The following is a 13,689-nucleotide window of genomic DNA, read 5'->3' as shown; positions in this document are numbered from 1 at the left end:
GACGTTACCGGCGGGCTCCCGTCCGCGCCGCCCCCGATCGTGATTCCGCTGTCTTGCGGCGTGGACGTTCGGTGCTCACCACCAGGGCCACCCCGGCGACGATGACCGCCCCGCCGAGCAGCACCTGCGGCGTGATCGGCTCGGCCACGAGCAACGCGCCGAGCGCCACCGCGACCGCCGGGTTCACGTACGCGTACGTCGACACCAACGAGATCGGCGCGCTCTGTAGCAGCCAGACGTACGCCGTGAAGGCCACCAACGATCCGGCCACCATGAGGTAGGCCAGCGCCAACCAGGACCGGGCGCTGACGGCCGACGGGTGGAAGTCACTCAGCTCGCCCCGGCCGGCGGCGACCACGGCCAGGGCCAGCGCTCCGGCTGCCATCTCGTACACGGTCGCCACGAACGGGTCGGCGGGCATTTCGATCCGTCCCGACAGGAACGACCCGAACGACCAGGCGGCGGCTCCCGCCACCACCGTGAGCGCGCCGACCAGTGGCACCGCGTCCGCGCTGCCGGCGGGTAGCACCAGCAGCACCAGACCGACGAAGCCCACGGTGACCCGGCGAACGTCCAGAGCGGCGGTCGGTCGCCGGTGACCGACCGCAGCAGCACCACGAGCAGCGGCACGGTCGCCACCAGCAGGGCGGCGACGCCGGAGGGCAGCGCCACCCCGGGCGGCCCGGACTCGGCGAGCACCACCAGGCCGTTGCCACCGGCGAGCAGGAGCACACCGACCAGCGCGGCCGAGCCGAGCTGTCGAGGCCGCACGCGGAGGGCGCCCGGCCCTCGGCGCAACCGCAGCACCACCGCCAGCACCAAACCGGCCACCGCGAACCGCATCGTGGCGGACAGCAGCGGCGGCAGCGTCTCCACCGTGATCCGGATGGCCAGATAGGTGGAGCCCCACAGCAGGTAGACCACGATCAACGCGGTCCAGACCAGGCTTGGCGCGGCGTCGGCGCGGCGGCCGGATGCGGCGGCGGCGCTCGGTGGAGGTGAGCTCATCGGTGGACCACGCTACGGTGACCTCGGAGTCGGCGTCGCGCTTTGGTGGCCGGCCTCTCACCACTTGTGCAGGAGGGCGGCATGACGAACTACGGACCACCGGGTGAGGGCTACGGACGCCCGTGGCGTGGGCAACGCCCCGACGAGACGCCAAACCGGCCGCCGCAGCAGCCCTATCCGCCGGCCGCGGAGCCCTATCCGCCGACGGTCCAGCCCTACCCGGTGGCGTCGCAGCGGCCCGGTTCCTACGGCGACGGCCCGTACGGCGGCGCACCGGCGGCGCCCCATGAGGGCGGCCAGTACGGGGGCGGCCAGTACGGAGGCGCACCGGCAGCGCCCCACGGCGGCGGACAGTACGGGGGCGGTCAGTACGGCGGCGGCCAGTACGGGGGCGGAACGGGGACGCCGTACGGCGGCGCGGCCTCGGAGCCTTACGGCAGCGCGTACCCGACCGTCGACGGGAACCCGGCCTACGGCTCCGGGCCCTACCAGCCCGACGGTGACGAGCCCGAATCCGGGCCGCCGAGGCGGGGGCGGGGACCGCTGATCGCGGTGCTGGCTGTCGTCGTGCTGCTGGTGGTGGTGGCCGGCGGCGCGTACTGGTTCCTGCGGGGATCGGACGATCCGGCGCCGACCACGGCCGCGCCGAGCGGCTCGGCCGCTGCGGCGGAGCCCACCGCCGGTGTGACCGAACCGGAGGAGCCGGCGCCGAGCGCCGCGGCGCCGGAGTCGTCGGCCGATCCGCGGTTCGTCAAGGTCGGGCAGTGTGTACGCAACGACGGCGCGGCGGGCGGCAAGCCCAAGCTGCTGATCAGCGGCTGCGCGCCGAAGTCGTACGAGGTGTTGCGCCGCGTCGACGGCGCGACCAGCGGTGAACGCGACGCCGAGGCCAAGTGCGCCAAGGTCGAGGGCTACACGAACTGGTACTTCTTCGACAGCGAGCTGGACACTCTCGACTTCGTGCTCTGCCTCAAGCAGCGCTGACCACCCACCCTGGGGATGACATGACGACCTACGGACCACCGGGTTCCGGGCAGCCGGACGACCCGTACCAGCGTCCGCCGACCGGCCCCGGCGGCCCGCCACCGGTCGATCCGACGCTCCCGCAGTGGGGGCCACCACCGGAACCCTCGCAGTGGGCTCCCCCGGAGCAGCCGGCGCAGTGGAACGCTCCCCCGGAGCAGCCGACGCAGTGGAACGCTCCGCCGCAGCAGCCCGCGCAGTGGAACGCTCCACCGGGGCCGTTCCCGCCCGCCCCCGGTCAGCCGGGAGCACCGTTGGGCCCGCCGCCGCCCGGCGCGTACCCGATGCCGCCCGCCGCCCCCGCCGGTGGCAACGGCCGCAAGGTCGCCCTGATCGTGGGGTTGGTCGTGCTGCTTCTGCTCTGCCCCTGCCTCGGTCTCGTCGGCTGGGCGGCCTGGCGGATCGCCGACTCCGACAGCGACGTCACGCCCGTGCCGTCGGCGAGCGCTCCGGTCGTTCCTCCCGGCCTGCCCAGCGATGCGCCGAGCTCGGTCGCGCCGTCGCCGGACGAGGAGGAGGAGGAGTTCGCCAAGGGTGACTGCGTGGTCAACGACGGCAGCGAGGACGACGCGGAGCTGCGTAAGGTGCCGTGCGGCCCGAACACCTATCAGGTGCTGCTGCGGATCCCGGCGACCACCGACGGGGACCGGTGCGAGACGCTCGCCCCGCAGGCGACCGCGAACTACGTGCACGACAACTCGATCGACCTGTTCGACTACGTGCTCTGCCTGAAGAAGCAGTAGACGATTCCCGAAACTAGGGCTGTCTAGCGTGGACGCTAGACAGCCCTAGTTTTGTCTCGACGGTCTCGACACGCCGTAGCCCCATCTATCCATATCTAGCTTCCCAGTTAGAGTGCCCGATATTCTGCGATGCGTGGATCCGGTCCGCAACCCGTACGCCCCCGGCGCCGGTCAGCGCCCACCCGAACTCGCCGGGCGGGGGCGCGAGTTGGACGTGTTCGACATCGTGCTGGAACGCATCGCCCGCGGCCGGCCCGAGCGCAGCCTCATGCTCACCGGGCTGCGCGGCGTCGGCAAGACCGTCCTGCTCAACACCCTGCGGTCCCAGGCGATCAACCGACTGTGGGGTACCGGCAAGATCGAGGCTCGTCCGGACCAGTCACTGCGCCGCCCCGTCGCCGCCGCGCTGCACATGGCGGTCCGCGAACTCGCCCCACGCCACCGCGCCCCCGACCGGATCGACGCCTTTCTCGGGGTGCTCAAGGCGTTCGCCCAGCGTTCCGCGCCGACCGGCCGCGGGGCCGCGCCCAAGCTGCGCGACCGGTGGCAACCCGGCATCGACGTACCCGCCGCCAGTGGCCGGGCCGACTCCGGCGACATCGAGATCGACCTGGTCGAGCTGTTCAGCGACGCCGCCGCCGTGGCCAGCGACGTCGGCACCGGCATCGCGCTCTTCATCGACGAGATGCAGGACGTCGGGCCGGAGGACGTCTCGGCGCTCTGCGCCGCCTGCCACGAGATGTCCCAGATCGGCGCCCCGCTGATCGTCGTCGGCGCCGGGCTGCCACACCTACCGGCCGTGCTCAGCGCCGCCAAGTCGTACTCCGAGCGGCTCTTCCGCTATCAGCGCATCGACCGGCTCGACCGGATCGCCGCCGACCAGGCGCTCTGCGCGCCGGCCGAGCGCGAGGAGGTGGAGTACGAGCAGAAGGCGCTCGACCTGCTCTACGAGAAGTCCGGCGGCTACCCGTACTTCGTCCAGGCGTACGGGAAGGCGACCTGGGATCACGCGCCACGGTCGCCGATCACCGCGGCCGACGTCCGGGTCGCCGCGCCCGAGGCCGAGGCCGAACTGGCGGTCGGGTTCTTCGGCTCCCGGTTCGAGCGGGCCACCCCGGCCGAGCGTGAGTACATGCGGGCGATGGCCACGCTGTCCCTGGTGGAGGGCGAAGCCAGCGGGGCGGTACGCGACGACATGGACGCCGCCGTGCCCACCGCCGAGATCGCCCGCGCCCTCGGCCGCAAGCCGGCCAGCCTCTCCCCGGCACGGGACGCCCTGATCAAGAAGGGGCTCATCTACTCGGGCGAGCGGGGCACGGTGGCCTTCACCGTTCCGCACTTCGGCCGCTACCTGCGTACCCAGCCGGCCTGACCGCGCGAACGGTCGGCCTTCGCCGGGTGCGGTGGCGGGCCGGCGCGTCAGACCTGGGACCAGGGCGGGGGAAAGACGACCTCGCCGCGTGGCGGCGCGCCCTCCTCGCTGGTGGACGGTGGCAGCACCAGCGCCTGCCACGGCTCACCGAGACCGGCCCACGGGCTGCTGAGGCCCAGCTCGGCGGCCCGTCCGAAGCCGAAGCGGCGGTAGAAGGCCGGGTCACCGAGCACCACGACCAACCGCTCACCCAGCTCGGTGGCGGCGTCCAGGGCGGCCTGCACCACCGCGCTGCCGTGTCCGACCCGCTGTCGGTGCGGTGCCACGGCCACCGGCCCGAGTGCCAGGGCCGGCACGACGGCACCCCGTTCGGGTCGCACCCGCACCCGAGTGAGCAGCGCGTATCCAACGACCTCACCGCCGTACTCGGCGACCATGGCCAACTCGGGCAGCCACGCGTCGGTGCCCCGCAGGTCGTCGACCAGTCCCACCTCCGGCGGCGTCTGCACGTCCGGGCGGGCGAACGCCGAGGCCAGCACCCGTCGCACCGGGCCGGCGTCGGCCGGGTCCTCGGGGCGGAGCCGCAGCGTCGTCACCCGCGCGACGTTACCCGTCACGCCCCGTCCATCAGCGATGGTCGCTCGATTCGGCGTGGCGCGCGCGCCCGCGGATCGATCCGGATCCGCCGGTTGACCGGGTAGCAAACGCCGCGAGGGGGTATGACTGATCCATGACGCCCGTACGCTCCCTCGCCCGCGCCATGCTGAGCGGCATCTTCGTGATCCAGGGGTACCGCAACTTCCGCAACCCGCACCGACTGGCGGAGACCGCCAAGCCGGTGACCGACAAGGTCGCGCCGTTGCTGCAGAAGGCGCACCCGAACTTCCCCACCGACACCGAGTCGTTGATCCGGCTCAACGCGGCGACGCAGGTCGGGGCGGGGCTCATGCTGGCCACCGGCCGGTTCAGCCGGCCCGCCGCGCTGGTCCTCGCCGGCACCCTGGTGCCCGTGACCATCGCCGGGCATCCGTTCTGGAAGAACGACGACCCGATCGCCAAGAACAACAACCAGATCCACATGCTCAAGAACCTCGGGCTCCTGGGCGGTCTCCTCCTCGCGGCCGTCGACACCGAGGGCAAGCCCGGCATGCGCTGGCGTACGGGTCACCGCATCGGCCACTCTCGACGTTCCATGCAGCGGGCGGTACGCACCGCCCGCCGCGAGGCGCGGATCGCCGTCCGGTCGGCGGCCACCGCGCGTCGACTCCCAGGCTGACCTGCCTCGATGCCTCTCGTTGTCACCCCCACCCCCCGCTAAGGCCGCGAATTACCTGAACCACCCGGTAGGCGTTAACGCGGTGGAAATGTCAAAAACATGTGTGGGATCGGACACGGTCGCATAACGCGGGAGGCATTGACGTGAGGCGCCGTTCTAGGCTCCGTGCAGGACCTGGACGGGTAGGACGACCTTGGTACGGGGGTGGCCACGCCATGCCGACGGCTGTCGGTAGACGGGCGGACCGCCTCGCCCCAGTTCAACGCATGACCCGGGGGATCGATCGCAAGAATGTCGTGCGGGCCGCCGTCGTGGTCGCCGTCGCCTACGCCGCATGGCTCGCCATCGGCGAGTTCGGGCGACCGTACAACTTCTTCGATATGAAGATCTACCATGGTGCGGTGGTGTGGTGGGCGAGCGGTCACGAGCTCTACGAGTTCATCGCGCCCGGCACCACGCTCGGTTTCACCTACCCGCCGTTCGCCGGACTCGTCATGTTGCCGATGGCACAGTTGCCGATCGGCGCGGCCGGGATGGTCAACGCCTTCGCCAGCATCGCCGCGCTGGCCCTGGTGCTGGCCGGGCTGCTGCGCCCCATCGTGGACCGGTTGGCGTGGCCACTGTGGTTCACCGTGGCCCTGGCCGTCCCGCTGGCCGTCGCCATCGAGCCCAGCCGCGAGACCCTGGGCTACGGCCAGGTCAACCTCCTGCTCTTCGCCCTGATCATGGCGGACCTCATCGGGCTGCGGTGGCGCTCCCGCCGGGGCACCCACTACGCCGCTACCGACGGTCCACTGCTGCGCTTCGTCTACGGTGGCGCCTGGGCGGGCGCCGGCATCGGCCTGGCCACCGCCGTCAAGCTCACCCCGGCGCTGTTCATCGCCTACCTGCTGATCACCCGGCAGTGGCGGGTGGCGGCCACCGCGATCGGCACGGCGATCGGCGTGACCATCGGTACCTTCGCGATCGTCGGCGACGAATCACGTACCTACTTCGGCAGCGTGCTCTGGCAGACCGAGCGCGTCGGCGCTGCCGACATGACGCCGAACCAGTCGCTCGCCGGCCTGCTGGCCCGCCTGTACGACTCGATCGAGACGCCCGGTCTGCTCTGGCTCGCCTTCTCGGTGCTGATCCTGGCGCTGGGCCTGTCCCGGGCGGCCAATTCACGCGCCGAGGGCGACGAGTTGACCGCGTTCACGCTTGTCGGACTGACCGCCAACGTGATCAGTCCGATCTCCTGGACGCACCACCTCGTCTGGGTGATCCCGGCGATCATCGTGCTGGCCGACGCCGCCGTACGCCGCCGCGAGGCCAGCCGGGGCCTCTCGCAGCGCACCGGCCAAGGGCCGGCGTTCGGTGGCCTGAACGGACTGAACGCCCTTCGCCCGCCGATCTGGTATCCCACGCTGACCGGGCTCCGGCACGGCGTCGCGGCTGTCGGGCTCTACCTGCTGTTCCTCATCTCCCCCATCTGGCCGTACGAGCACCAGTTGCCGGAGGTGTCGCACTATCAGGACGGCCTGTTCGGGGCGCTGATGGAGAACTCGCTGGCTCTCGCCCTGATCGTGCTGGTAGCGGCCCTGCCGTGGCGGCCCGGCGCTGAGCCGGCCTTCTACGGCGAACGACTCGCCCGGGCAGTGGTGGTGAACAGCCGCCGCTAGAACCTTGCCTGGCCGTCGTCTGGGCCCGCCACAGGTCGACCCAGGGCTATGGCCCGGTCAGGGGCAGTTGACCCACTCCTCGGTGCCGTCGGCGAAGACCTGCCGCTTCCAGATGGGCAAGCGGGCCTTGGCCTCGTCGACCAGTCGGGCACACGCGGTGAAGGCGGCGGCGCGGTGCGCCGTGCTCACTGCGGCGACCAGCGCCACGTCACCGATGGCCAACGGGCCGACCCGGTGCGAGACCGCCACCGCGTAGACGTCGGGGTCGGCCGCGATCTCGGCGGCGACCTCGCGCAGCACCTGCACGGCGCTCGGGTGCCCCTCGTAGTCCAGGCTCACCACCGCACGCCCGTGGTCGTGGTCGCGGACGACGCCCTGGAAGGAGACGACCGCGCCGGCCCGACGGTCGGCGACCGCCGCCTCGTGGGCGGCGAGGTCCAGGGGCCGGTCGGTGACCTCGACGACGGTGATCGCCGGCGCGGTCACGACGCCCGCTCCCCGGGCAGCAACGGCAGCGGCACGATCGGCACCCGGTCACCCGGCGCACCGCTGGTGCCGGGTCGGATGACGGCAAACCCGTCGGCGCCCGCGAGGCCGCGCAGCATCGCCGAACCGACGTGCCGCACCGGGTACGCCGTGCCGGCGGTCCGGTCCAGCCGAACCAACGCCAGGTGGGTGTGGTCACCGCGCCCGGGCACCGCCTCGGCCAACGTGGCGTGCGGCAACACCGGCATCGAGCGACCCGCGAGGCCGGCGAGCAGCGGGGCGACCAGTGACACCAGCGCGACGATGGCCGACTGTGGATTGCCCGGCAGGCCAGCGACGAACCGGACCCGCCCGTCCGGATCGGCCAGCCGGGCCAACAACATCGGGAAGCCCGGCCGGACCGCCACCGTGTTGACCACGTAGTCGGCGCCCAGCGCCTCCAGGGTGGGGTGCAGATGGTCGACCGGACCGTTCATCGTGCCGCCGGTGGTGCAGACCAGGTCGGCGGTGGTCAGCGCCGTACGCAGCGCCGCCACGTGCGCGGGCAGCGTGTCCGCCACCGGCCCCACCACGTCCGAGGGGCGGACGTGGCACCCGTACCGCCGCAGCCACGCCGGCACCGCTGGGCCCAGCGCGTCCCGCACCCGACCCGCCGCGGGCGGACCCGCCGTCAGCAACTCGTCGCCGAAGACCAGCAACGCGGCGCGCGGCGCGCGCCGGACCCGCAGCGTGTCGTGGCCGCAGGAGGCGGCCAGGCCGATCACCGCCGGGTCGACCGGCGTGCCGACGGGCAGAAGCTCCTCATCGGCGTACGCCTCCTCGCCCGGCTGCCGCCACTCCGGCGTGCGCCGGGGCGTTCCGCTGACCAGACCGTCGGCGACGGTGGACTCCTCGACGCGCAGCACGGCGCTGGCGCCCTCCGGGACCATCGCTCCGGTCGCGATCTCGACGGTCGTGCCGTCGTCGGTGAGCGGCGCGGGAGTGTTGCCGGCCAGTACCCGGCCGACGATCCGCCACGGCCCGTCGCCCCGGACGGCCCAGCCGTCCACGCTGGAGGTCGGGAACGCGGGCAGGTCGGTGCGGGTGGTCAGGGGCTCGGCCAGGGTCAGCCCGTCGGTGTCGACCAGCGGCCGGGCGACGGCGGGCAGTGCGGCGGCCAGGCCTACCGCGTACACCCGGGACCGCGCCTCCTCCCACCCGGCCGGCGGGGGCGCGGCGACCTGGGCCGCCGTTGGTGTGGTTTCCGTTCGCACCGCCCGAGCCTATCGGGACGGACGGACAGCCGGCGCGCTCTGACGACGCGGGACGGGTTACGGGCCGGTCGGTGATCGCTACGGCGCGGCTGGCTGGTCCGGTTCCGCGCGTGCGGTCAGTGGTCGCCGCCGCGCAGTTGGTCGACGGTGTGGCCGAGGATCGGCCCCAGCACGGCGAGGCCGTCGCGGGCGCCGCCCGTCGAACCGGGCAGGTTGACCACCAGCATCCGGCCGGCCACCCCGGCCAGCCCTCGGGACAGCACGGAGGTGGGTACTCGTTCCCGACTGTGCGACCGGATCGCCTCGGCGATGCCGGGGATCTCGTAGTCCAGCAGGGCACGGGTCACGTCCGGCGTCCGGTCGGACGGCGTGACGCCGGTGCCACCGCTGGTCAACACCACGTCGACACCGTCGCTGACGGCCTCCCGCAGGGCGTCGCCGACGGGCTCGCCGTCGGGCACCACCACCGGATCGTCCACCTGACAGCCCAACTCACGCAGGCCCGCGACGAGCAGCGGACCGCTGGTGTCGGCGTAGACGCCGGCCGCCGCCCGGTTGGACGCCACGATCACCCGGGCCCGGATCACGGCCGGTCCTCCGGCCGCACCCACTCGCCGGTCTTGCCGCCCTCCTTGCGCAGCACCCGGACCGCCTCCACCGAGGCCGCCGGGTCGACCGCCTTGACCATGTCGACAAGCGCGAGGCCGGCGACCGCGACTGCGGTGAGCGCCTCCATCTCGACTCCCGTCCGGTCCGCCGTGCGGGCGGTGGCGGTGATCTCCACGGTGTCGGTCGTCAGGCGCAGGTCGACGGTGACGCCGTGCAGGGCGATCGGGTGGCAGAGCGGGATCAGCTCCGGGGTGCGTTTGGCCCCCATGATTCCGGCGAGCCGGCCCACCGCCAGCGCGTCGCCCTTGGGCAATCCGTCCCGGTGTAGCAGGTCGACGACCTCTGCGGTGGTGCGCAGACGGCCCGCCGCGACGGCCAGCCGCCCGGTCACCGCCTTGGCGGAGACATCGACCATGCGGGCCGCGCCGGCACGGTCGACGTGGCTGAGCTGCGCGGGTTCGGTCACGGCGCTGAGCCTATCGGTGCGGTACGACGCGCGGGCGCTCGGAAGGGGCGACGGGACAGCAGCTCGCCGGGCGCTAAGGCGCATCCACTGGACCGTCACCCCTTCCTGGCCCCACCCGCCACCAGAGTCGCTGGGGGTGACCCGGCGACGGGCGTGTCTCGACGACCTGGTTCTGCCCAGGGGCAGAACCTCCCCCGTTCGTCGATACGCAGGAGAAGCTACCGAGCCCGGCGATAAGAAATCGATAAGCGCCATGTGGCCAGTTCAGCGCCCTGTCTCGTCGTCCAGCTCGGCGAGGCCCAGCTCGTTCAACGCCGCAGCCTCGACGTGCCGTTCGCTCGAACCGACCGCCAGGCTGCGGGCCACCTCGTGCTCCTGTTGCGCCTCCGCCAGACGACCCAGACCGCGATAGGCGACACCGAGGTCCAGGCGTACCTCCGTTTCTCCGTAGCGGTGGCCGGTACGGTCGCGAAGCGCCAGCGAAGCCTTGAGGATCCTGATCGCCTGGGGGAGGTCCCCCTTACGCGCGCGGCTCGATCGGCAGGAGGGGAAGGATCTGGTCGCTGCGTCTATGAGATCGGTCAGCGTCACCAACTGGCCCGGTTGAACAGCGAGCATCGCGAAGACTACCCGTTATTTCGGTGTGCCCAGGTGCAACTTGTGGTCAGCAAGCAGCACCTCCACGTCACCGAGCAGGTTGATCTTCACCGTTCCCCCGAATTCACATCCATCGGTGTTTAGCTGATCACACTGGGAAAGGCTATCGACGCCACAATTCGGAACAGCCCTTCGACCAGACCTTCCAAACCCACACCGACCAGGCAAGAGAGACCGGATTCTGCCCGACCGGATTGAGTCTGAACCCAAACTGACGGATGAGGCCGTACGCACACCGTCGCCAGACTAGGGAGGAGGTTGGCAACGTCGATAGCCTCTCAGCAGCGCGCAAGCTGCGAACCGCGAGTGCAGTACGACCGCGCTCCGCTCAGGCGGCATGGACAGACCGTCACAAAGCTCGCCAGCTTGGCTAATGTTGCGTATACCGACATTTATTGCTACTAAAACCGCGTAGCTCCTCTTAGGCTTCCCGTCACGAGAACGGTTCCGGAATACGGAAACGGCCGGACGAGCGGAGGGAGCATGCAATGCGCGGCAGCGACTGGTTCTGACATCCGGGTGGCACTGAGCGGTAAGCTCCCGTCGTCAACAGGTAACTGTCGGCGACGACGGGAGCTTCATGAGCCAGGGGTCACCGCAGAGTCCCAGGACAGATCGGCAGCTTCTGCTGCTCGTCGGTCTCATCGTCGTAATGGCAATCGTTCCGACAGCCCTCGCCGGGGCCAACGTGTTGACCCGTCCGCCCGTCTCCGTGGGCGACGGCGCGACGTTCGTGGCGCTGACCTTCATGACTGCGCTCGGCACGATCGTCATGGCGCCCATCCGGATCCGCTCGACCACACACGCCATCACCTGGATCGAAACGGCGATCGTGATAGGCCTCGCCGTCGCACCACCCTCGTGGGTGGTGCTGGCAACGGGGGCCGGCGTCGGTGTGGCGTCGGCCATCATGAAGCTGCCAGCGATCAAGGCGGCATTCGCCGTCAGCAAGAACATCCTGGTGGCAGGCGGGGCGAGCGTCGCCACGCTGGCCGTCCACTGGCAATGGCCGTCGGCCGGCGTGGTCGAGCTGGCCACTCTCCTCGGTGTGATCTACCTGGTCGCGGCACTGCTCGACGATCTGCTGGCGATCCCGGTGATCGCGCTGGCCACCGGCACACCGATTTCCCGTCAGTTCCTGAACAACCTCGATCTGCGGATTGCCGGCTTCGGCGTGCGATTCATCGTGGCCTTCTGCACGCTCCTCATTCTCCGGCAGGATCCCCGCCTGCTGCTTGCCGTTCCGCCACTGATGTTGAGCCTGCACCTCGCGTACTCGGCGCGCATCCGGGGCCGTAGCGAGCAGCAGGCGTGGCAGCGACTCGCCCGCACCACCGACGCGCTCAACGTGGTCGACCTGGACAATGTCCTCACCACCGCCGTCACCCAGGCTGCCGAGCTGTTCTCCGCCGACGAGGTCGAGATCGAGCTGCGCGACGGTGGGCGCACCGTCCGGGGCGCCACCGGTGGCATCACCTTCGACGGGCCGACCGACACAGCCACCGAGGTGGACGGCACCATCGTGCCCACCCCGCTGGAGGGCCACGACCGATCCGTCGACGTCGGCGTCCTACGCCTGCGCTTCCGTGGGCCGGTGCAGCTGTCCGAGCGGGAGCAGTACACGCTGCGGACCTTCGCCTCGGCGCTCTGCACGGCGGTCCGTAACGCACAGGCGTACGCCGAGCTGGCCCGGGTGGCCGACGAGCACGCGTACGCCGCCGCGCACGACGCCCTCACCGGCCTCGCGAACCGACGGCACCTGCTCGATCAGGGCACCGAGCAGCTCAGTGCCCGGCACGCCGACGGGGTGACCGCTCTGGTGCTGATCGACCTCAACCACTTCAAGGAGGTCAACGACACCCTCGGCCACGCAGCCGGCGACCAGGTGCTGGTCCAGGTCGCCGACCGGCTGCGCGGGGCCGCCCAGGCGAGCGACCTGGTGGCCCGCCTCGGCGGCGACGAGTTCGCCGTACTCCTGCGCGGGCTACCGGCCCCGGCGGTGGCCGCACACCGGGCCGAGACGCTGCTGGCCGCCCTGCACGAGCCGTTCGAGCTGGACGGAATGCGGATCAGCGTCGAGGCCAGCGGCGGAATCTCCGTGGCCCCGGCCAGCGGCGGCATGCCCGAGCTGCTGCGCCGCGCGGACGTGGCGATGTACCAGGCGAAGCGGGCCGGGCAGCGGATCTCCACGTACGCGCCGACCCGGGACACCGCCGACCTGAACCGCCTCACCCTCGGCGGTGACCTGCCCCGCGCGGTCGCCGACCACGAGTTCATCGTCAACTTCCAACCGATCGTCGACCTGGGCACCGGCGAGGTGACCAGCGCCGAAGCGCTGGCCCGCTGGCACCATCCCACCCACGGGCTGATCGATCCGCTGCGCTTCCTGGAGGCGGTGGAACGCTCGGGAATGCTGCCCGCCTTCGCCGAGGCGATCCTCGACCAGGCACTGATCGCCGCCGCCGACTGGCGTGACGCCGGCTTCGACGTGCCGGTGGCGGTCAACGTCTCGCCGCGCAGCCTGCTCGACGCACGCTTCCCCGGCTCGGTGCTGGCCCGGCTGCGCGCCCACGACCTGCCGCCCGAGCGGCTGGTGCTGGAGCTGACCGAGACGTTGACGCTCAGCCAACTCGACGTGGTCGACCGGGTCCTCAGCCGGCTCCGCGACGAGGGCGTCCGGTTGGCGCTGGACGACTTCGGCACCGGCTACTCCTCCCTCTCGCTGCTCTCCCGGATACCCGTGCACGAACTGAAGATCGACCGCAGCTTCGTCACGACCATGGAGAGTTCGGCCGAGGCCGCGGCCGTCATCCGCTCCACCCTCGACCTGGGCCGCAGCCTCAACCTGGCGGTGGTCGCCGAAGGCGTGGAGAGCGAACCGCAGCGGCGGGCGCTCTGGGAGCTGGGCTGCTCGGCAGGTCAGGGCCACCTGTTCGCCCGACCGATGCCCGCCGGGACCCTGCTCGCCACGATGCAGCGCGGCTCGGGGGGCCAACCCGGGACGCTGGCGCCGCCGCTGCACGACACCGGCGCGGTGATCCGCCTCAACCAGACCCGCCGCCAGGCCGGTCGCTCCCGCCCCGACCGCCACCTCCCGGCCTGACCGGGCACCGGCGCCCCGACCGGCGGCGGCCA

14 protein-coding genes are annotated in these 13,689 nt (G+C 71.7%); 6 read left to right on the top strand and 8 right to left on the bottom strand.

Annotated elements, in window-relative coordinates; all coding sequences use genetic code 11:
• Positions 1–4 precede the first annotated feature (4 nt).
• Both ACLQ25_RS12560 and ACLQ25_RS12555 read right to left on the bottom strand, forming a co-directional pair.
• Entirely contained in the window at positions 5–439 is a 435-nt protein-coding gene (locus tag ACLQ25_RS12560) for an EamA family transporter (RefSeq protein WP_425731084.1), read from the bottom strand.
• Complete coding sequence (locus ACLQ25_RS12555) at positions 331–1,008, bottom strand: EamA family transporter (protein ID WP_425731049.1); 678 nt, start codon at positions 1,006–1,008, stop codon at positions 331–333. The genes ACLQ25_RS12560 and ACLQ25_RS12555 overlap by 109 nt, the downstream gene beginning before the upstream one ends.
• Positions 1,009–1,551: 543 nt before the next feature.
• On the opposite strand from ACLQ25_RS12555, the gene ACLQ25_RS12550 reads away from it, so the two are divergent.
• The 3 genes from ACLQ25_RS12550 (at position 1,552) to ACLQ25_RS12540 (ending at position 4,146) form a co-directional block, all read left to right on the top strand.
• Positions 1,552–1,992 (top strand): LppU/SCO3897 family protein, encoded by a 441-nt coding sequence (locus tag ACLQ25_RS12550; RefSeq protein WP_425731083.1) that lies wholly within the window; start codon positions 1,552–1,554, stop codon positions 1,990–1,992.
• Between the two features lie 368 nt (positions 1,993–2,360).
• The gene (locus tag ACLQ25_RS12545; protein WP_425731082.1) at positions 2,361–2,774 is read left to right on the top strand and encodes an LppU/SCO3897 family protein; all 414 of its coding nucleotides are present in this window, start codon (positions 2,361–2,363) and stop codon (positions 2,772–2,774) included.
• A 133-nt stretch (positions 2,775–2,907) separates the two neighbouring features.
• Positions 2,908–4,146, top strand: a complete 1,239-nt coding sequence (locus tag ACLQ25_RS12540) for an AAA family ATPase (protein WP_425731048.1) — start codon at positions 2,908–2,910, stop codon at positions 4,144–4,146.
• A 47-nt stretch (positions 4,147–4,193) separates the two neighbouring features.
• Here ACLQ25_RS12540 and ACLQ25_RS12535 read toward each other — a convergent pair whose 3' ends face one another.
• Positions 4,194–4,742, bottom strand: coding sequence for a GNAT family N-acetyltransferase (locus tag ACLQ25_RS12535; RefSeq protein WP_425731081.1), 549 nt, complete (start codon positions 4,740–4,742; stop codon positions 4,194–4,196).
• A gap of 134 nt (positions 4,743–4,876) precedes the next feature.
• On the opposite strand from ACLQ25_RS12535, the gene ACLQ25_RS12530 reads away from it, so the two are divergent.
• Both ACLQ25_RS12530 and ACLQ25_RS12525 read left to right on the top strand, forming a co-directional pair.
• Complete coding sequence (locus ACLQ25_RS12530; protein WP_425731047.1) at positions 4,877–5,422, top strand: DoxX family protein; 546 nt, start codon at positions 4,877–4,879, stop codon at positions 5,420–5,422.
• Between the two features lie 215 nt (positions 5,423–5,637).
• Positions 5,638–7,083: a glycosyltransferase 87 family protein gene (locus ACLQ25_RS12525; RefSeq protein WP_425731046.1), complete on the top strand. Its 1,446-nt coding sequence runs from the start codon at positions 5,638–5,640 to the stop codon at positions 7,081–7,083.
• 57 nt (positions 7,084–7,140) lie between these two features.
• On the opposite strand, the gene ACLQ25_RS12520 is transcribed toward ACLQ25_RS12525, so the two are convergent.
• The 5 genes from ACLQ25_RS12520 to ACLQ25_RS12500 all read right to left on the bottom strand — a co-directional run bounded on the left by ACLQ25_RS12520 (position 7,141) and on the right by ACLQ25_RS12500 (position 10,515).
• Positions 7,141–7,569 (bottom strand): molybdenum cofactor biosynthesis protein MoaE, encoded by a 429-nt coding sequence (locus ACLQ25_RS12520; RefSeq protein WP_425731045.1) that lies wholly within the window; start codon positions 7,567–7,569, stop codon positions 7,141–7,143.
• Positions 7,566–8,822: a molybdopterin molybdotransferase MoeA gene (locus ACLQ25_RS12515; protein ID WP_425731044.1), complete on the bottom strand. Its 1,257-nt coding sequence runs from the start codon at positions 8,820–8,822 to the stop codon at positions 7,566–7,568. The genes ACLQ25_RS12520 and ACLQ25_RS12515 overlap by 4 nt, the downstream gene beginning before the upstream one ends.
• Positions 8,823–8,938: 116 nt before the next feature.
• The gene (locus ACLQ25_RS12510) at positions 8,939–9,409 is read right to left on the bottom strand and encodes a MogA/MoaB family molybdenum cofactor biosynthesis protein (RefSeq protein WP_357171769.1); all 471 of its coding nucleotides are present in this window, start codon (positions 9,407–9,409) and stop codon (positions 8,939–8,941) included.
• Positions 9,406–9,897 (bottom strand): cyclic pyranopterin monophosphate synthase MoaC, encoded by a 492-nt coding sequence (gene moaC / locus ACLQ25_RS12505; RefSeq protein ID WP_425731043.1) that lies wholly within the window; start codon positions 9,895–9,897, stop codon positions 9,406–9,408. Before moaC ends, ACLQ25_RS12510 begins: the two co-directional genes overlap by 4 nt.
• A gap of 264 nt (positions 9,898–10,161) precedes the next feature.
• Entirely contained in the window at positions 10,162–10,515 is a 354-nt protein-coding gene (locus tag ACLQ25_RS12500) for a tetratricopeptide repeat protein (protein ID WP_425731042.1), read from the bottom strand.
• Positions 10,516–11,134: 619 nt separating this feature from the next.
• On the opposite strand from ACLQ25_RS12500, the gene ACLQ25_RS12495 reads away from it, so the two are divergent.
• Complete coding sequence (locus tag ACLQ25_RS12495; protein ID WP_425731041.1) at positions 11,135–13,657, top strand: putative bifunctional diguanylate cyclase/phosphodiesterase; 2,523 nt, start codon at positions 11,135–11,137, stop codon at positions 13,655–13,657.
• Positions 13,658–13,689 lie beyond the last annotated feature (32 nt).

This window comes from Micromonospora sp. DT44, assembly GCF_049841635.1.
Lineage (GTDB): Bacteria > Actinomycetota > Actinomycetes > Mycobacteriales > Micromonosporaceae > Micromonospora.
Note: the sequence above shows the minus strand (reverse complement) of the source record. Positions and strands in the feature narration are given on the sequence as shown.